The 19,510-nt window shown below is 40.4% G+C and carries 19 protein-coding genes; 11 read left to right on the forward strand and 8 right to left on the reverse strand.

The window, feature by feature from the left end:
* Positions 1 to 9 precede the first annotated feature (9 nt).
* From pfaD to yghU, 5 genes are all read left to right on the forward strand, one after another.
* Positions 10 to 1,638, forward strand: a complete 1,629-nt coding sequence (gene pfaD, locus J8L86_RS01535; RefSeq protein ID WP_211028377.1) for an eicosapentaenoate synthase subunit PfaD — start codon at positions 10 to 12, stop codon at positions 1,636 to 1,638.
* Between the two features lie 47 nt (positions 1,639 to 1,685).
* Positions 1,686 to 1,943: a hypothetical protein gene (locus J8L86_RS01540; protein ID WP_211028379.1), complete on the forward strand. Its 258-nt coding sequence runs from the start codon at positions 1,686 to 1,688 to the stop codon at positions 1,941 to 1,943.
* Positions 1,944 to 2,257: 314 nt separating this feature from the next.
* Positions 2,258 to 3,745 (forward strand): CotH kinase family protein, encoded by a 1,488-nt coding sequence (locus J8L86_RS01545; RefSeq protein ID WP_211028381.1) that lies wholly within the window; start codon positions 2,258 to 2,260, stop codon positions 3,743 to 3,745.
* 212 nt (positions 3,746 to 3,957) lie between these two features.
* Positions 3,958 to 5,532: a PAS domain-containing methyl-accepting chemotaxis protein gene (locus J8L86_RS01550; protein ID WP_192022400.1), complete on the forward strand. Its 1,575-nt coding sequence runs from the start codon at positions 3,958 to 3,960 to the stop codon at positions 5,530 to 5,532.
* A 275-nt stretch (positions 5,533 to 5,807) separates the two neighbouring features.
* Entirely contained in the window at positions 5,808 to 6,665 is an 858-nt protein-coding gene (gene yghU / locus J8L86_RS01555; RefSeq protein WP_211028383.1) for a glutathione-dependent disulfide-bond oxidoreductase, read from the forward strand.
* A gap of 295 nt (positions 6,666 to 6,960) precedes the next feature.
* On the opposite strand, the gene J8L86_RS01560 is transcribed toward yghU, so the two are convergent.
* Together J8L86_RS01560 and J8L86_RS01565 are read right to left on the reverse strand one after the other, a co-directional pair.
* Complete coding sequence (locus tag J8L86_RS01560; protein WP_211028385.1) at positions 6,961 to 7,392, reverse strand: hypothetical protein; 432 nt, start codon at positions 7,390 to 7,392, stop codon at positions 6,961 to 6,963.
* A complete protein-coding gene (locus tag J8L86_RS01565) occupies positions 7,379 to 7,798 on the reverse strand; it encodes a hypothetical protein (RefSeq protein WP_211028387.1) in 420 nt (139 codons plus the stop codon). Before J8L86_RS01565 ends, J8L86_RS01560 begins: the two co-directional genes overlap by 14 nt.
* A 275-nt stretch (positions 7,799 to 8,073) precedes the next feature.
* On the opposite strand from J8L86_RS01565, the gene J8L86_RS21065 reads away from it, so the two are divergent.
* Positions 8,074 to 8,721: a hypothetical protein gene (locus J8L86_RS21065; RefSeq protein ID WP_247663132.1), complete on the forward strand. Its 648-nt coding sequence runs from the start codon at positions 8,074 to 8,076 to the stop codon at positions 8,719 to 8,721.
* A gap of 5 nt (positions 8,722 to 8,726) precedes the next feature.
* Positions 8,727 to 9,116, forward strand: a complete 390-nt coding sequence (locus J8L86_RS01575; RefSeq protein WP_065109122.1) for an MmcQ/YjbR family DNA-binding protein — start codon at positions 8,727 to 8,729, stop codon at positions 9,114 to 9,116.
* 37 nt (positions 9,117 to 9,153) lie between these two features.
* Here the strand turns inward: J8L86_RS01575 and J8L86_RS01580 are convergent, their stop codons facing one another.
* Positions 9,154 to 9,828: a PilZ domain-containing protein gene (locus J8L86_RS01580; RefSeq protein ID WP_065109121.1), complete on the reverse strand. Its 675-nt coding sequence runs from the start codon at positions 9,826 to 9,828 to the stop codon at positions 9,154 to 9,156.
* A gap of 248 nt (positions 9,829 to 10,076) precedes the next feature.
* Here J8L86_RS01580 and J8L86_RS01585 point away from each other — a divergent pair, with 248 nt between their 5' ends.
* Entirely contained in the window at positions 10,077 to 10,637 is a 561-nt protein-coding gene (locus J8L86_RS01585) for a CBS domain-containing protein (protein ID WP_055023124.1), read from the forward strand.
* An 89-nt stretch (positions 10,638 to 10,726) separates the two neighbouring features.
* Here J8L86_RS01585 and J8L86_RS01590 read toward each other — a convergent pair whose 3' ends face one another.
* From J8L86_RS01590 to J8L86_RS01610, 5 genes are all read right to left on the reverse strand, one after another.
* On the reverse strand, positions 10,727 to 11,716 hold the full coding sequence (locus tag J8L86_RS01590) for a diguanylate cyclase (protein ID WP_211028389.1): 990 nt from the start codon (positions 11,714 to 11,716) through the stop codon (positions 10,727 to 10,729).
* A gap of 161 nt (positions 11,717 to 11,877) precedes the next feature.
* Positions 11,878 to 12,555 carry a fumarylacetoacetate hydrolase family protein gene (locus J8L86_RS01595; RefSeq protein WP_211028391.1) on the reverse strand — a complete coding sequence of 226 codons (678 nt, stop codon included), beginning with the start codon at positions 12,553 to 12,555 and terminating at the stop codon, positions 11,878 to 11,880.
* A 204-nt stretch (positions 12,556 to 12,759) separates the two neighbouring features.
* Positions 12,760 to 13,770 (reverse strand): succinylglutamate desuccinylase/aspartoacylase family protein, encoded by a 1,011-nt coding sequence (locus tag J8L86_RS01600; protein ID WP_080915288.1) that lies wholly within the window; start codon positions 13,768 to 13,770, stop codon positions 12,760 to 12,762.
* Complete coding sequence (gene rimK / locus J8L86_RS01605; RefSeq protein ID WP_065109116.1) at positions 13,770 to 14,675, reverse strand: 30S ribosomal protein S6--L-glutamate ligase; 906 nt, start codon at positions 14,673 to 14,675, stop codon at positions 13,770 to 13,772. Before rimK ends, J8L86_RS01600 begins: the two co-directional genes overlap by 1 nt.
* 4 nt (positions 14,676 to 14,679) lie before the next feature.
* Positions 14,680 to 15,111, reverse strand: coding sequence for a RimK/LysX family protein (locus tag J8L86_RS01610; RefSeq protein ID WP_065109246.1), 432 nt, complete (start codon positions 15,109 to 15,111; stop codon positions 14,680 to 14,682).
* Between the two features lie 535 nt (positions 15,112 to 15,646).
* Between J8L86_RS01610 and J8L86_RS01615 the strand changes: the two genes are divergently transcribed.
* The 3 genes from J8L86_RS01615 to J8L86_RS01625 all read left to right on the forward strand — a co-directional run bounded on the left by J8L86_RS01615 (position 15,647) and on the right by J8L86_RS01625 (position 19,500).
* Positions 15,647 to 16,318 (forward strand): DUF2461 domain-containing protein, encoded by a 672-nt coding sequence (locus J8L86_RS01615; protein WP_211028393.1) that lies wholly within the window; start codon positions 15,647 to 15,649, stop codon positions 16,316 to 16,318.
* A 262-nt stretch (positions 16,319 to 16,580) separates the two neighbouring features.
* Positions 16,581 to 17,954, forward strand: a complete 1,374-nt coding sequence (locus tag J8L86_RS01620) for a BamA/TamA family outer membrane protein (RefSeq protein ID WP_231919071.1) — start codon at positions 16,581 to 16,583, stop codon at positions 17,952 to 17,954.
* A gap of 181 nt (positions 17,955 to 18,135) precedes the next feature.
* The gene (locus tag J8L86_RS01625) at positions 18,136 to 19,500 is read left to right on the forward strand and encodes an RsmB/NOP family class I SAM-dependent RNA methyltransferase (protein ID WP_211028395.1); all 1,365 of its coding nucleotides are present in this window, start codon (positions 18,136 to 18,138) and stop codon (positions 19,498 to 19,500) included.
* Positions 19,501 to 19,510 lie beyond the last annotated feature (10 nt).

A 19,510-nucleotide genomic window follows, 5' to 3' on the forward strand; every position in this document is an offset into this window, starting at 1 on the left:
GGAATAATAATGACTATTAGCACTCAAAACGAAAAGCTTTCTCCATGGCCTTGGCAAGTTGCGCCAAGTGATGCCAGCTTTGACACTGCCACTATCGGTAATAAATTAAAAGAACTCACCCAAGCTTGTTATTTAGTGAGTCACCCAGAAAAAGGCTTAGGTATTTCTCAAAATGCCCAAGTGGTTACAGAAAGTATTAGCAGTAGCCAAGATCTGCCTGTTAGTGCATTTGCCCCAGCATTAGGTACCCAAAGTTTAGGTGACAGTAACTTCCGCCGTGTTCATGGTGTTAAATACGCTTATTATGCTGGTGCCATGGCTAACGGTATTTCATCAGAAGAGCTCGTTATCGCACTGGGTCAAGCGGGCATTTTATGCTCGTTCGGCGCAGCCGGACTCATTCCATCTCGTGTTGAACAAGCCATTAATCGCATTCAGGCCGCATTGCCAAATGGCCCATACATGTTTAACTTAATTCACAGCCCAAGTGAACCTGCGCTTGAGCGTGGCAGTGTTGAGCTGTTTTTAAAACATAAAGTGCGCACAGTTGAAGCATCAGCATTTTTGGGTTTAACCCCGCAAATTGTCTATTACCGCGCAGCAGGTTTAAGTCTTGATAGCCAAGGTGAAATCGTTATCGCCAACAAGGTTATCGCTAAAGTAAGTCGCACAGAAGTGGCGAGTAAGTTTATGCAACCAGCTCCCGCTAAAATGCTGCAAAAACTGGTTGATGAAGGCTTAATCACCCCAGAGCAAATGGCGCTCGCCCAATTAGTGCCAATGGCTGATGACGTGACAGCAGAAGCCGATTCTGGCGGCCATACTGATAACCGTCCATTAGTGACGCTATTACCAACAATTTTGGCGCTTAAAGATAAAATCCAAGCCGAGTACCAATACAAAACCCCTATTCGTGTCGGTTGTGGCGGCGGTGTCGGCACCCCTGATGCAGCACTTGCAACCTTTAATATGGGCGCAGCTTATATTGTGACAGGCTCAATTAACCAAGCTTGTGTTGAAGCGGGAGCCAGTGAACACACGCGTAAACTACTTGCTACGACTGAAATGGCCGATGTCACCATGGCACCTGCTGCTGATATGTTCGAGATGGGCGTTAAGCTACAAGTGGTAAAACGTGGCACCTTATTCCCAATGCGTGCTAATAAACTTTATGAGATTTATACCCGTTATGAGTCGATTGAAGCCATCCCTGCCGAAGAACGTGAAAAACTTGAAAAACAAGTCTTCCGCTCGACCCTTGATGATATTTGGGCTGGCACAGTGGCGCATTTTAATGAACGCGATCCAAAACAAATCGAGCGCGCAGAAGGTAACCCTAAGCGTAAAATGGCGCTTATCTTCCGTTGGTATTTAGGTTTATCAAGCCGTTGGTCAAACTCTGGAGAAGTCGGCCGTGAAATGGATTATCAAATTTGGGCAGGTCCTGCACTGGGCGCGTTCAACGAATGGGCAAAAGGCAGCTATTTAGATGATTATACCCAGCGAAATGCGGTAGACTTAGCAAAACACTTGATGCACGGCGCAGCTTATCAAGCGCGTGTAAACTTACTTACCGCTCAAGGGGTGGCACTGCCTGTAGAATTACAGCGTTGGAGCCCGCTTGATCAGGTTAAGTAAGCCTGCCAAGCGTCACAAGCTAAGTCATTTGGATATAGGTAGCGGTAATGAGCGAAACACAAAAACTTGATTTTTCAGTGGTTAATGGCACAACACTTGAGTCGTTCAATCAACAAAAAAATCTGATTAAACGCATGCTAAAGGGCAATAGCGCAATATGTGCTGAATGTAACAAGCCACTAACGCTGCAATTACCGCCCAATACTAAAAATGCCAAACCTGCCGAAAAAGCACCTGGGATATACTGCGCAAAAGGCTGCACAGATATTGAACTGGATATGGAAGCTGTGGCACTTTTAAAATAATACGATGAAATAACCCATAGATTATTTCATCATTACCATTTAAAAAAGGCATCGAAAGATGCCTTTTTTATTACAATTAATTGACCACTTTATCAAGTGGCGACTTACCTAATCACTCACCAAAATAAGTTATTCAGAATAGTGAATTTAGAATTGAGAGTTTAGGGAATGCTGTTACTGATACGGTTCAAATTAGGTAATTAAAATATACTTCATTGCTTCACGGTTCCTGCACGGTTTCTGCATTTTAACCACATAACATTAAAAACTCATATTAGCCATTATCAACTACGGGTTAACTTAGGAGTTTACTTATGTTCAGTCCCCTTTTCTATTCACTTTTTAAAACGGGATGTAAACCATTTCGGCAACTATTAATTATACCGCTTACTAGCTTATGCCTATTAACTGCTTGTGATAGTTCTGATGAAACCAGTAGCGAAGAGACTGTAATAACAGTACCTGACACTGAAATTGAAATTGAAACACCGGTTGAGGAGTATAGTGATACAGATTTTGAAGCAAGCGATTGGACCGATGATACCCATAGCAAAAGTGCAGATGCCAACTTTGATGAAGTGTTTGCTGACAATGAAGTAAAGCGCCTTGATGTGGTGGTCACTAAAAATCGCTGGACCATCATGCTTAACGATATGACTGATACTTATGGCACTTTTGGTACAACGACGAATTCAAACAACCTTGTAGATACAGATGACAACCCCATTATGGTACCAGCTGATATTTATTACGAAGGCAAACAGTGGTATCGAGTTGGTATCCGTTTTAAGGGCAACTCATCACTACAAACCAGTTGGCAACAAGGCGTACTCAAGTTGTCTTTTAAGTTAGATTTTGATGAGTTTGAAGACGACTACCCGCAAATAGACAATCAACGATTTTATGGCTTTAAAAAGTTAAGTCTTAAAAATAATTACGATGATGAATCACAGTTACGTGAAAAGGTCGCCGCCGATGTATTTAAAGATGCAGGTTTAGCCATCTCTCACACTGCTTTTTATACTTTATATATCGACCATGGTGATGGCCCTGAATACTTTGGCTTATATACCCTTGTGGAAGAAGTCGATGACACGGTAATTGATACTCAATTTAGTAGTGATGATGGTAACTTATATAAGCCTGAGGATGATGGTGCGACCTTTATTGAAGGATCTTTCAGTGAAGACAGTTTTGAAAAGAAAACCAATGAAGATGATGAAGATTGGTCAGATATTTTAGCTTTATTCGACGCATTACATGATGATACTGCAACTTCCGATCCTGTTACTTGGCGTGAAAACCTTGAAGCTATATTTGATGTTGATGTGTTCTTGAAATATCTCGCAGTGAATGGCGTAATTCAAAACTGGGATACTTACGGATTAATGCCCCATAATTATTATCTTTACAACGATCCAGACACAAACAAACTAACTTGGATCCCATGGGATAATAATGAGGCATTACAGACGGGTAAAATGGGCGGCGCACTAGAACTTGATTTCTCTGATTTAGACTCAAATTCTTGGCCATTAATAGCCAAAATCTATGCTGATGACACATACCGGGAACGCTATAACCAGTATTTATCTGACGTTATTAGCAATAGCTATGAAACCAATAAGATGCAGGCAATTTATGACAGTTACTCAGCATTAATAGAGCCTTATGCCACAACAGAGTTAACAGGTTACTCATTTTTAGAGTCTGCAAATGACTTTTATCAAGCAGTTGATGATTTATCTGAACATGCTGAAAGTCGAACAGACGCCGTAATCGATTACTTAAACACGCAATAGGTTGTAGATTTTTTCTGTCATTTTTACCGATACAATGAAAACGAAAGCAGCACTGGCTACTTTCGTTTTTGTACCTTTCAATGCAAAACCGTTTACTAGCGCACACTTTCTTATTAAAAAATAACACCTTAACAAGTCATTGACCTAAATCAAACATATTGTGACAAAGCTGAGGCACTATGCCTTTTTATTTTTAAGTTTGGTTATTTCCAATGAGTGATATCAAGGCAAACAATATAGAGCAACCGCTGACGGACGAGTGCATTTTACTTTCTACCACTGATTTGAATGGCAATATCAAATACGCCAATCAAGCCTTTGCAGATATCTCTGAGTTCACGACAGATGAACTCCACGGAAAACCACACAATATTGTTCGTCACCCTGATATGCCTAAAGCGGCTTTTGAATCCTTGTGGCAACGGGTCAAAGACGGAAAACCTTGGTTTGGTATCGTTAAAAATAAAAGCAAAACAGGTAAGTATTATTGGGTTAATGCCTATATATCGCCAGTCTTTGAAAACGGCAAAATGCATGAACTACAGTCTGTTCGACGTAAACCTTGTCGTGAACACATCAATTCTGCTGAAAAAATTTATAAACAGTTAAATCAAGGTAAAGCCCCCAGAGAAACCACAGCACCACTGCTTAGCTTTACGGGTTCACTTTGTCTTTGGGCAACCGTTATTTCTTTGATAGGGGTAGTATCTTCGCTCTTCATGCCAACTTTGGTCGCCGCTTTTTTCATTCCATTAATGGCTGGATTTGTCATGTATTACTTAACGAGGCCGTTAAAAGAACTTGAAAATAAGGCCACAAAAATTATCGACGACCCAATTGCTTGCGGGATTTTTTCATCAAGTCAGCATGAGTTGGGAAAAATTGAATTAGCATTAAACTACTTAGTCACTGAAATGGGTGGTGTTGTCGGCAGGATGGCAGATTCAGCCACCTCCATTAGCGAAGAAAGCCAGCAGCTTAATCAAACTATATCGACCACTCGTGAACGGGTTAAAGAACAAACACACCAAACCCGTCAGGCCGCAACAGCAATGGAGCAAATGACGGCAAGCTTCACTGAAGTTAATCAAAATACCCGTAATACAGCACAAGAAATTACCACCAGCCAAGAGGCTGCTAGTAAAGGTCACGATAGTATGGACAAAGTGGTCAATGCCATTGGCGAGCTTAGAAAAGAAGTGGTTCATTTCTCAACGGTGGTCAATACAATTGAAAAAGACAGCCAATCAATCGCATCGGTCCTAGGAGAGATTAAAGGCATCGCAGAACAAACGAATTTATTAGCGTTAAATGCTGCCATTGAAGCGGCTCGAGCAGGTGAGTCTGGTCGTGGGTTTGCCGTTGTGGCGGACGAAGTAAGGCAATTATCAATTCGCACCAGTGATTCCACATCAGAAATTGAACACATAGTCACGAACTTTCAAAAAACCACAAAGGAAGCGACTCAAGCAATGGAGTCAGGTCAATTGCAAGCCGATTTATCAGTATCCTTAGCAGAAGAAGCGGATGACACTTTTGCTCAGCTCCTTAACTCAATTAATCGCATACACGAAATGGCTGAGCTTAACTCTTCAGCCATGAACCAACAAACAGCGGTCGCAGAAGAAATTAGCCAATCTATTTTACAGATAGATGAGATTTCAAACCTGACCTTAATTCAAACCGATGACACCCAAAACAAGTGTGAACAAATGAGTCGATTAGCCAATAAAACGCGTCATTTATCGAGACAATTTTGGACGCAAACAATCGAGCGCACCAAATAATTACCTCCAATATTACCCAAAGCGTCATAACCTACATGTTGATTATGACGCAATCTTGCTCAACACTGATTAACTTCCCTATGTATGCAGATGACGAGAGATTTAGCGGCTGATTGAGTATTGCAGCCTCTTTCTGGTTGTCATTTTTTCCTGTTGTGACAGTTTATTTTTTGATAAGACTTTTTAATTTTAAAAATGCCCTAATATCATATATACAGTTAACGTTAAGCCATGCTTATAAAGCCGTTTAAAGCGATTCAAAGTGAGGATACACAATGACAAACGAATTTATTCCACCTAAAAAATGGGTAATGGAAGAAGAAAATGGTGGCAAGTTTGCCAGTATAAACCGTCCTGACTCTGGTGCGCGCTATGATAAAGATTTACCGGTTGGGAAGCATGCACTACAGCTTTACTCTATGGGCACCCCTAACGGCCAAAAAGTCACGATTATGTTGGAAGAGCTGTTAGCCGCAGGGATCACTGACGCAGAATATGATGCTCACTTGATTAGTATTGGTGATAGCGATCAATTCTCATCAGGTTTTGTTAGCGTTAATCCAAATTCAAAAATACCGGCGTTATTAGATAACAGTACCTCAACGCCTATTAATGTATTTGAGTCTGGCGCTATTTTACTTTACCTCGCTGAAAAGTTTGGCCGCTTCTTACCAACAGATTTAGCAGCTAAAACCCAAGTCATGAATTGGTTGTTTTGGCTGCAGGGCTCGGCTCCTTATTTAGGTGGCGGTTTTGGTCACTTTTATGCTTACGCCCCTGAAAAGTTTAAATACCCTATCGACAGGTTCTCTATGGAGGCCAAGCGTCAACTTGATGTACTTGACAAGCAATTAGCTAAACACCGCTTCTTGGGGGGTGATGAGTATAGTATTGCCGATATTGCGACATGGCCTTGGTACGGAAATTTGGTGCTTGGAAACCTATATGAAGCAGCAGAGTTTTTAGATGTTGAAAGCTACCCTAACCTAATGCGCTGGGCAAAAGACATTGAACAACGTCCAGCTGTCACGCGAGGCAGAATCATTAATAGAACCTGGGGAGAAGAGTGGGAACAACTAGCTAACCGTCATAGCGCCGAAGATATTGATAATGTGCTTAAACGTCAGCCATAACACCCACAATTTCTCAATCCATTGGTAGACCACTCAATTTTGATAATGTGAGCCTATACCTTTGATATGATTCACTCCCATTGGAAATGAAGTTTGATAAAGCGGTAGGCACACCATCAAGTGCTTATCGCATTATTGCTAACCAACAACCACTTTACCGATTAATCACTTTCAAGCTTTTTCCAACAACATAAGCACGTCGGCTGTACGTCTGGCGGTAAAGTAATGATAAAACCACAATGCGGGCAAAAATCCCCAATATTTAAACGGACATAAGATTGTGTTTGCTTATACATCAGCATCGCTCTTCTTTTCGATTATATTGAGGTGAATACATCGCCATTAACTGTGCTTCTACAGCGCCCCTTACACAAACAGGCTCACCATTTAGCGGACTAGGTACAGTTACGTTAGTCGCAATCCATAGCTCCATATCACGTATTAACTCCTCTTTAACTAACCTGCCAGCCGTACCATGTGTCCAAATACGTTTTCCAAGTAGACCACTCTCGCCGACATATAAAACCTGATCTCCTTTCTTGAAAAAATACACCCCCGAAATGTCTCTTGGTAACAGAGAAAACCAATGCTTTCTTGTTGCGTACTCATTACCCTCAAAGTCATATAAGCCATAAGTTTCGCTATTACGATTAACAAGCCATGCTTGAGATAAACTGATATTAGCGATATGAGTAAATGTAATACTGCCCATTTTAAAGGTATTCATCGACGACCTCAGCGCAGTTAAACCCCTGGTACATCTGGCCATCAGGCCTCAACTTCGAACTTGTTACAGCATTATCACTAACAAACTTGGTATAAATTGTATCTACTCTTTTAACAGGCTTACCAAATAGCACTCGAGTATTTCCTCCGATAGCAGATACCAGTCGACTACCTAGTATCTGATGTTCTTCAGTTTCTATCTCATCTAATATGGCCTCAACTTGATAAGCCACTGGAATTTTACGGTTTGCATTGATGACATAAACCCAATCTCCTTTTGAGATTGAACAAAAGTCATCCCAGCCATGTTGACCAGGTGCTAAATCGAAAAAAGCATTGTTACCAAGCGATGCATATATTTTTCGGTGTGGACGATCAGCAATATTTGATACAAGAAATTTTCGCATAATGAACAAAGGCACTTAATACACATGTGTATATACTAATTAAGTTTCCCCACAAAGTAAACCGTACCAAGTACCTTTATTATTCATTGCAATATAGATCATATTCAATTAACACTAATCATAACGACTTTATATTGATTTCATTGAATTTTAGGCGCAAAGTTAACTATGTAAACCAGCTAATTAGAACGCTTAAAGAGTAAAAAGCGCACACTGGTAACACAGATAAAAGCAAAATTGCGCCAGTACTATCAGCACCTTCATATGAGGTAAATATGAACAAGCTATTAATACTTAGAGCAGTGACGGGGATTTATGACACCTTCAGCCTCTGCAAAAGCCCCCACTTTAATACCAGCCAACTAAACTTGTTAGCGACAGCGAATCGCCTCATCGCTGCATGCTTTAACAGCAAAAGTTCAGCTAACGCTAAAATCAAAACAGCAAGCATCATCATTTGTTACTTATTTAACGGCATTGTTTTTAGCGTACATGCAACGGATGAACATCTTGACAGTACAAGGCATCTTCAAACGATTTCCCCGCTTAAAACCGCTTTGCATTTGGAGACCTATTTAGGCGGACATAGTACAAATTTAGCTAACAAAGCCGCACTTTCGTTTAAGTTCGGTCAGAGAAATAGTCAGCATGTTTGCCATATAACCACAACAGAAGAGCATTTAATGCAATCCAAAAATTTACTGGAAAACATTAATTTAAGTGAAAAATATTTCTTCTTTGACTGTCAAATTGATAATGATTTTTATGTATTATCTAATCAGTACCGTACTTATGCCCAAGTAATAATTAAGCAACCTGACATCAACTTTCCAATGTCGATGCATATAGAGGCGAAACTTGTCACAATTGATGGCAAGCTGCTCAATGTCACCAGTGGTGATATCTCACTTAAATGGAAATAGCTCACATGGAATTTGACACAATAAGAGATTATTTACTGACTAAACCTTTTGCTACAGAAGACTTTCCATTCGGAGAATCTACTCACGTTTTTAAAGTTCACTCGAAGATGTTTGCACTAATGTCATGGCGTAATGATGCTTTGATGGTTAATGTAAAGTGCGATCCTGAAGACTCATTCGCCCTAAGAGAGATATTTAGCAATATTACGACGGGATATCATATGGACAAGAAACATTGGATTTCTATCTATTTACAGTCAACTGGGAGTGATAAATCTAAAGAATCTCGATTAATTCCAGATGGCGAGGTATTGCGCATTATTGATAATTCATACCTATTAGTCGTCGACAAACTTCCTAAGAAGCATCAAACAGCCATCAAACTGCATTTATAACGAACAAATCAAAGCCTTTTATAGGATTTGAGTAAGACTATTTTTCAGAAAGCAGAGCTGTGTGCACTATTTTTTCGATAGTATTGTCTTGCTCACCCAAGAACTGACAACCAAACTCCACGCCATTTTCGAATAATTTAACATTACACACTCTGGCTTTAATGGTGAGGTTTTCTTGTTCTGTAGCCTCTATCACGATTTCAATCTGCTCTCCCTCTGTTAACTCATCTTTTCCACCTTCACTAACTTCAATATGACAACCTGAAAGTGAAACATCGGTGATTTTAACTTGCCATTGGTTATCACCTAAAGCGATATTGGCGGTTAAATCTGTCAACACACGTTTGGTCGAACGTAAATTGTGAATAACCATATTATCTGGGAAATTCAATACCATAATACGAGATGGCTGACTCAAGGTTTGTTTGATTGTTGAAATAAATGCGATTACAGATGCCTCATGACCTTCCACTAAACCACGAACAGTCACTTGTGAGCCCTGAGTAATGTACTGGCTGTAGCCTCCCAATTTATTTGCATCTGGAAATTGAATTAGTATGAATTGTTCAGGTAGATAACCGATAAAAATGGTACGAAAACGCCCTTTTTTACCTGCAGGAGTCACAATATCAATATTGACAGGCGTACCAGCCAATAAGTATTTAAATTCTTTAGACAACCCCTCTTTAGTATTGATTTGTTTTGTGGTCATTTTACCTTCCCTGAACCTTTTATTTCCCAATCAAAGATTAGCACAAGATTTAACATACACAACAGTGAGTTAACCTTAATTAAATGTTATTCATGTGCTTGCACCTCTTGTATCTAGAGGTCTATGGTAAATATCACAAGGTTAAGGTTTTTGATGTAAAACATAAAAGACATTGCACCAAACCTGAATATTGACGGTCGTCAGATTCAGTCGCCTCAGCCGTTGACATAAGGTAACGGAGTTAACATATGAGAAATCTAGAATTATTCAGCACAGCATCTATCGATCACTTACTTTGGTCTACCAGCACTGACTCACCCAGTTTAGACTCTCCAGCATTAGATGTATTTACTGATTTTGATGTAGCACGTCCTATTGTCGTTGACGCATCCACCAGCGCAGTGGGCACAGCAATAATCATGGAACAAACCCATGCATTTATGAGATTAGTTGTTGATAAGAACAATAAATTTTTAGGGGTGATAACGCTGCAAGAATTGTCTGACCATAATTTATTTGTTACCGCGAAAAAGCTAGACCTTACTGTAGATGAGCTTTTAGTCACAGAAGTGATGGTGCCAAGAGAAGAGCTACAAGCGTTTGACTATCAACAAATTTCAACAGCCAAAGTCAGTGATATAGTCAGGCTTTTGCAACAAAATAATTTGCACCACATGCTAGTCATCGATCATGAATTGCATCATATCCGAGGGCTGATTGCAGCGAGTGACTTAGCCAGAAAACTCAATATGCCAATAGAAATACATCAACGGCCTTCTTTCAGTCAAATTTTCTCTAATGCCCATTAATGATTTTGCCTAAACGATATAAATCACGGAGCCACTTACCTGAAAATCTCAGGTAAGTGACGATAAACCTGATTGAATATACGCAGAAACTAGCCTTGCTGTGTTAGTTGGCTTTCTTGTTCAGCAATCTGATTATCGAAAGCAACACACTGATTTTTACCATAAGTCTTAGCTTGATATAGGGCCAAATCCGCTTTTTGAATAATCTCTTTCGCTGAGGTGAAGTTGCTAGGTATGCAAGAAACAAAGCCTAAGCTCAAGGTGACGATTTTACTTTTAGATCTTGGGTGCGGGATGCCGAGTTCGGCAATTTTCAAACGAATATCTTCAGCGAGTTGCGACACACTTTCTTGCTGTCCGTAACAAATAATAGCAAACTCTTCACCGCCATAACGGCATACCACATCGGTTGAACGCACACATACGTCAGCTATTGCTTGCGATACTTGTATTAAGCATTGATCTCCTTGGTAGTGGCCTAAGAAGTCGTTATAAGCTTTAAAACAATCAATATCACACATGATTAATGACACTAATTGTCGCTCTCTTCGTGCTAGATTGATAATAAAGTCCAATTGAGAATCGAACTCTCTGCGATTGTTCAGCCCTGTTAATGCATCAAGCTTTGAAAGCTTAAACAATTTAGCACTCGTACGTTCACGCTCAATAATCCCAAAAAGTAATTGTGCATTTCCGCAATCGTCTCGAAGTATTGCTCTCGCTTTACTCGTAAAGTAAAGGATCTCACCTTGGTTAGCGTCATAATAAGGAAAACGATTATGGTATTCATCGATACGTCCTAAGCGCAAGTCACAGTAATCTTCAAAAATTCGCTTAGCTTTATGGGCATCTTTTACCGCAATATTTTTATTGTAATCCCCAGCGATAGGACAAGTCTTACTAACAGAATGTTGAAGGGTATTTGAGTCTAAAGAGAACATGTCACGCATGTTACTGTTGCAGTAAAAAACATTACTATTATCTTCTAAGTCTATTAGCCACCAGGAAACACCTGAAAAGCTTAATAGCTCTTGATAAAGCGTATAATATTTTTCAATTCGCTTATTTGGAAATGTCATAATTGATTAGCCACTTTGTTCAAGCTAACCATTAGTCACTTACGTAACTAACTTTCCCTTTAGCAAAATGAATCAGCAAAACTACTATGATTATAGACCCTGTTTACGTAATTGCCTGTTTGCCTCTCATTTAGCTCAAAACAATGTCGCTAATAAATGCATTAAACCGCTGTCCATCTATGTTCGATACACGGCTTAATTTGGGATACTTGCTCAGCTAACTGCTCATGTGATGAATAATCGACATTAGCCCAAAGCTTAACCTCAAACACCGACCCTAAAGCAACCTGGCCTACGCCTTTAGGTGTACCTGTCATCACAATATCGCCATCCACTAACGTCATAAACTCATTCACCGAAGCTAGAATATCGTCAGCACTGTACATCATTAAATCGCTATGACCGAGTTGCCTGACTTCACCATCGATTGTCAATTGAAAGCAAAATGTAGCTCCGGCAGTTAACGACAATGAAGATAAACTGACAAAATCACTAAATAGAGCCGAGCCATCAAATGCCTTAGCTCGCTCCCATGGTAGCTGCTGTGATTTAAGTTTGGACTGCAATTCTCTCTTGGTTAGGTCTAATCCCACCCCTACCCCATGAAACATCCCATTACGCACTGAAAAACAGAGCTCTGTTTCAAAATGAATCGGCTCTTGATGAAATGAGGTCAGCTGCGTGGAAATAGCAGAGTTAGGTTTTAAAAAAACCACCATATCTGAAGGCACCTCATTACCCAGCTCATGGATATGATCCACATAATTACGACCAATACAGATAATTTTAGACGGTGACGTCGCTTCACTATTTGAGTCATATTGAATTGTGTTTAACATTTGCTTAAGCCTCTAGATATCAATTCCTATCAGCATATTGATTTAGTTAAATCGAATCAAACATGTAAAGTAATTGAGAAGGAAGAAAAATTGTTTTATTAAGCTGAGGAATAATGGTGATTCTGAATTGAGTAAAGCATTAACATAGACATAAAACACTGCAATACCGGAAGATACTGCAGTGTTTGAAAGTCAAACTAAGGTTTAAGCATATGTTGAGATAAACTCGTCTAAATGCTCATTGGCAATTTCAATATCATCGCCAACGAACTGAGCAATATGAAATAACGCTTCGCCTTCGTTAGCGACTGGAATATTGGTTAAGCCAATAATAATGCCATCGGTAGGAGAACGTAACTCGGTAACTTCTCCCCCCAGTGGATTGACCACATTGGCAAGTAAGCATCCTTTGCTCACACGAGCCCCTATTTTGCGTTTCACATTCACCAATCCATCTGCTTCACTGCGTAACCAATAACTGCGGCTCGCATTAATAGATGCTGTTGGTTTTAGTTTACTATTCAACATCCCCAAATAGCGCATCACATTCAGTACACCAGTGACACCAGACTTTATCGACAGCTCACTAAACCTTAGGGCTTCACCTGCTTCATATAAAATACATGCGATGCCTTTTTCATTAGCGTAGCCACGCATCGAGCCTTTTACGGACTTTGAATCCATAATCACCGGAGCACCGAAAGCCGTAGCCATTGCCATCATAACTTCATCATCAGTATCACAACGGATCTGCGGGAAGTTATCACGATGAATAGCACCAGTATGCAAATCAACAATATGCGTTGCTTTAGACATCAACTCGCTTGAAAACAAATGCGCTAAACGGCTCGCTAATGCGCCTTTTGCACTCCCAGGAAAGCAGCGGTTTAAATCACGCCTATCTGGTAAATAACGCGATTGATGAATAAAGCCAAACACATTAACAATGGGTACAACCATCAAGGTTCCTGTCAGTGTTCTGATGCTGATTTTATCGATTAAGCGTCGACAAATTTCTATGCCATTCAGTTCATCACCATGAATAGCAGCGCATACTAATAACACTGGCCCAGGTTTCTTACTATGGAACACCTCAACATGCAGCTCTAAAGGCGTGTCGTTATACAATTTTGCTGCGGGCAGTTTGATACTGGCACGGGTGCCAGCATCAATACTAAACTCACCAATTGTGAACGCTTCACGCTTAGGCGCCATCAACCCATTCCTTTGGTTTTGGTGCTTTTGGCTTTGGCATTTTTTTCAATAAATTGAATAATTTTATCTGCGACATCAATACCCGTTGACGTTTCAATTCCTTCAAGACCAGGCGATGAGTTCACCTCCATCACTAAGGGCCCATGCTTTGAGCGTAAAATATCAACACCCGCTACATTTAGCCCCATCGTTTTAGCTGCACGAACCGCTGTTGAGCGCTCTTCTGGGCTTAACTTAACAACAGTGGCTGAGCCGCCACGATGCAAATTAGAACGAAACTCGCCTTCTGCCCCCTGACGCTTCATTGCCGCAATGACTTTATCGCCAATCACAAAACAACGAATGTCGGCTCCACCCGCTTCTTCTATATACTCTTGCACCATAATATTGGCTTTTAAGCCCATAAAGGCTTCAATAACACTCTCTGCCGCTTTACGGGTTTCAGCCAGTACCACGCCAATCCCTTGAGTCCCCTCAAGTAGTTTAATCACGCACGGTGCGCCGCCAACCATATCGAGTAAATCAGGCACATCTGCAGGCTTGTTCGCAAAACCTGTCACAGGTAAGCCAATGCTTTTGCGAGATAACAACTGCAATGAGCGTAATTTATCCCTTGAACGTGAAATTGCCACCGATTCATTCAATGGAGACACGCCCATCATTTCAAATTGACGTAATACTGCCGTTCCATAAAAAGTAACCGAAGCACCGATACGTGGAACCACCGCGTCAAATTTAGGTAATTCTTCACCGCGCATATGAATGCTAGGCGCCATCATATTGATGTTCATGTAACAGGCTAATGGGTCTACGATTTGTACTTCGTGACCTCGTGCAACCGCCGCTTCTTTAATACGGCGAGTTGAGTATAAGTTCTCATTCCGAGACATAATTGCAATGCGCATGGGCTTAAGCTCCAAGTAAATACGTTGCCGAAGAGTCAACTAAGTAACGCCCAGCAAGCGCTCTTCGACCCAAAAGCATTCTAAATTGCATGTTGTCACGCTGTGTTAACGTGAGTTCAATATCAAATTGTTGCTCGCCAATAATAATTGGCGTTTTAATGACATATCGATTGGTGATATGCCCACCAGAATCTTTCACGTGTCGACGATCAAATACCGCGAACTCATGTATGACTTCTCTATTTGAATCCTGTTCTGGGTGTATCCACACCTTAATCCAGTCTTGTTCATTTTTAATAAATGGTTTAATTCTAAACGCATGTAAACATGACGTCTTGGCACCGGTATCAATTTTCATATTAACCCGTTCATTGCCAATTTCAGGAAACGTCGCCCATTCACACCAGCCAAGAATATCTAATGCATTTTTTGTCATGTTTAACCCTTGCATAAAGAATTTAATCATTCGTCACATGCCATATTACAGCCTCAAAGAGCGATAACACGGCTTCAATTAGCTGTTTTAAACGACTTTAACCAGTCAGATTAAACGAAAACAGCCTAGCGACAAGGTAAAAAGCCATTACAAAAATGACCCTGTATCAATTTGGAAGCGCATAATACTCCTAAAGTTGATAATTGCTACTAAAAAAAACACTAAAAAATAAAAAAATTATAGGTAACAGCAAATAAGATAACTTTTTCAATTATATGAAACAGCCAAAACAATAAGAAAACAAAGCAATATAATACTATTTATCACAAGTTAATTGAGATATGTTGATTTATCAAACAAAGTTCGCCTTATTAAATCGAGTATAAATCAACCAGATGTTTTTGCAGCTATTATTTACCGTTAAACAAAAAACACAGCGCTAACTCCCAGTATGAAAAACATCGAAAATGACTATTCAACCTGATAAATTAGCAAAGCTTTTATACTTTTTAGCGCTAACATTTTAGGATTCCTCATGTTTACTCAACACAGCTTTGACTTTTTAACTCAGCTTGCCGATAACAATAATAGAGAATGGTTTAAAACGAATCAGTTACGCTATGAAGAAACCGTCCGCACACCTACATTACAATTTATTGAAGCCATGCAGGGGCCTATCCTTAACTTTTCACCACGATTAACCGCTGTGGCTAAAAAAGTGGGCGGCAGTATGATGCGACCACAACGAGACAGTCGCTTTAGTAAAGATAAAAGTCCCTACAAACTTAATGTAGGAATTCAATTTAGGCACTTTCAAGGGAAGGATGTACATGCTCCAGGTCTTTACCTGCACCTAGCAAATGATGGCTGTTTTATCGCTGCAGGTATTTGGCATCCCGAATCTAAACCCTTAAACGCTATAAGGCAGTGCATTGATGAAAACCCTAATGGCTATAAAAAAGCCTTAGTAGAACTAAAACAAGCAGGTTTTGAACTATCAGGGGATAGCTTAGTCAGACCACCAAGAGGTTTTAATAAAGATCATCCACTCATTGATGAATTAAAGCGAAAAGACTTTATCGCCATTAAACCCGTTTCTATTGAACAAGTGTGCAGCGAAGACTTTGTTAACTTTTGCACTCAAGAATTTGAACATACGCTCAAATTAATGCATTACCTTTGCTTTGCCCTTTCATTAGATTTCTAGATCCATGAAGCTGCAGGAGGTCGTTTTACATTGAATAAAATGACTTCCTATCATTAATCTTTTTAAGCGCATAGTGGAGTAAAACCAACAAACAGTGCGAACTCTCGTACTGTAGTGATCAATAGGGTTATTTTACGCCTCATACTCAATAGTGATAAATCGCAATTTAATCATTAAGTCACTGTACCTTTAGCACGCAACAACCTATATTATTCAATAAAATAGCTACAATTATTCAACACCTCCTCTTGGGCATGAAGTAATGGCAGGGCTGCTAATGATGAAAAAACGCCGCTATGACGGGTTAATAACCCTAACGAATCAAACAAGAGTATTAACCATATTCGCTTCCGCTTTATTCTTACTATGTATCCCGTCAACTTTTGCTGCCTCAGCCAATGTAAAGTCAGCAGTCAATCGCTCAGAAACGCCTAATACTGGTACTGAAAAGTTATTACTTCCCTATGTATTTAGTACGGACTCTATGGGCTTAAACATTGGCTTAGGTGCTATGGTCAGTGGTTACCACCAAGAGCAAATGACAATTGGCGGTACTGTGTACGGCGGGGATGTCAGTTATGGCGCGGGGGGCGGAGTCTGGAATTACAAAATTCCTAAAACTGAGCGGTTCTTTTTAAGTGTATACGGCTTTTTAGGCTATTACCCACAACAAAAGGCTTACGCTGGTGGCGCAAGTAATTTTATCCCGGCTGATACACCTTTACCTGGTAGTAATGACTCGTCGAATGAGCAGTTTTTACAAGCAGATGGTTCATCAAACTGGTGGGAAATTAAACTTGAATACGCCCTACCAATAGGCGCTACACGTGATAAAGGCCAAGTCACTTACGAGTTAACGAATGGCTTACTGACGTCAAAGCCTTCCGGCGGAGATAAATGGAACCCATTTGAATCAGGTGCAACTGTCGCCGTACTCAGACAATTTAATCGTTATGAGAGCTACGAATTTGAGGATGAAGAGCTCGATGGTACCATTCATGCGCTTGAGCTTGGGCTACTATATGACAATACCGATTTTTCAATCAACCCAAGTTATGGCAGCAAGCAATATGTGGCAATATCTCACGATTCAGGTTGGTTAGAATCCGTTGACTCTTGGACTTTTATTGAGTTTGAAGCCAGTAAATACTTTTCTTTTGGCGGATCTGATTACGCATCACAACGAATACTCGCTATGAACTTTTGGACAGGCTATTCACCTTCTTGGGAGCTTGAATACAATGAAGCCGGTGCCAGAAAGGTAAATAATAACGCCCCTTATAGTGAAGGCGCCTCATTAGGCGGATTTTATCGCATGCGTGGATTTGATAATAATCGCTTTCACGATAAAGCCTCTATTTATGCGACAGCGGAGTATCGTTACACCTTAAAGTACAATCCAATAGAAGATGTGAATTGGCTTAAATTTTTACGTTTAGACTGGTTTCAGCTCGTTGGATTTGTTGAAGCTGGCAGAGTGGGTGAATCTTATACTGCCAGCGAATTACTCACCGACATCAAATATGACTATGGAGTGTCATTAAGAGCCCTCACAGCAGGCATTGTAGTGAGGCTTGATGTCGCGCAATCAGATGAGAGTACCAATGCTTGGGTTATGGTGGATCATCCATTTTAGCCTTGTGACTCGAGATAGCGTCTATCTTTAAAAGCCTTACCCTTCGATATCATTGTCATTAACAACTCGGTTGAATACTCTGTAGGATAGATATTCAACCGATTTTAAAGACATGCTAAAATATGCCATTACTTTTAAGTGACAAACATGCTTTGTCACCTTTGCCACTCTTGAGTCAGCCATGCCAGTAGCACCACAATCAAACCTTATCGCCACCACTCCAGCACAAAAACGTGCTTTGAGCTATTCAACCACCATCAAAATGTTATTTGATGAAGTGTTAGATACTAAAATGCCCGCTGACCGAATCGTGGCTAATTACTTTCGTGAACACAAAAAGCATGGTTCAAAAGATCGCAGAGTCATTCGCGAAACCTTATTCGGCCTATTTCGTTGGTGGGGCTGGCTTAAACAAATAGGCTCACAACACGATGAGCAAACTTGGTTCGCAATGCTCAGTAGCTGTGCACTGTTAGAGCAACACATGTGGCGTAATTTTGCGGAAGCTTGGCAACATTTTGCTCAGCTATCACCAGAGCAACTAACGGTGATAGATGGACATGTCGAAGCCAGAGGCGAAGCGAATACTTACACTGTTATTGAAAAGAGCCTGTTACTCAATACTATATTTACTGGGAAAACCGTTAAGCCAAGTCAACTATTACCAGACTGGTATTGGGAGGTTTGCCCAATTGAGTCAGCTGAGCAACAACTTAAACTCGTTGAGGCAATGAGCTCTCGACCGCCTATTTGGGCAAGGGTGCAAAAATTAGCGACAGAAAAAGCAGTATCCCAATTACAACAAGATGGCATAGATGCAAGCTTATGCGAATACTTTGGTGATGCCATTAGTTTAGGCAGTAAAAGTATTAACTTAAATGACGTAAAACTGTATAAAAATGGCCAAGTTGAAATTCAAGATCTTGCATCTCAAGTTATTGGCAATGTGTGTAAGCCCAAAGCAAATGAGCAATGGTGGGACACGTGCAGTGGCGCAGGTGGTAAAACCTTACAACTTCGTTCACTTATGCTGCAAGACGTTGAAAATGATTCAACAGGGTCGATTACCTCATCAGACATTCGTACAAAAGCACTAGAAGAATTAAACAAGCGCGCTAAACGAGCAGGTTTTGATAGCATTACAATCGCTAAATGGAAGTCTGACAATTTACCTGTCTCAGAGAACTACTTTGATGGTGTATTAGTCGATGCACCTTGTAGCTGCACAGGCACTTGGCGCAGAAATCCAGACATGCGCTGGATTGATGACAGAAGTTGTGTGGATGATAAACCTGCCTTGCAATTAGACATATTGAGTCGTAGTGCTAAAGCCGTAAAAACAGGCTCTCATCTTGTTTACGCTACTTGTTCATTATCACCTTTAGAAAATGAAGCCGTTGTAGACGCATTTTTATCTAACAATAAAGACTTCAGTTTAGTCGTAAGCACTCACCCTTTTACAGGGCAGCAAAGTGAGCATATTACCGTATGGCCATATGAAGCAAACAGCGATGGAATGTATGTCGCGAAGATGGTTAAGAAGTAGTGCTTTTGAT

This window comes from Shewanella sp. MMG014, from assembly GCF_018100775.1.
Taxonomy (GTDB): Bacteria; Pseudomonadota; Gammaproteobacteria; order Enterobacterales; family Shewanellaceae; genus Shewanella; species Shewanella japonica.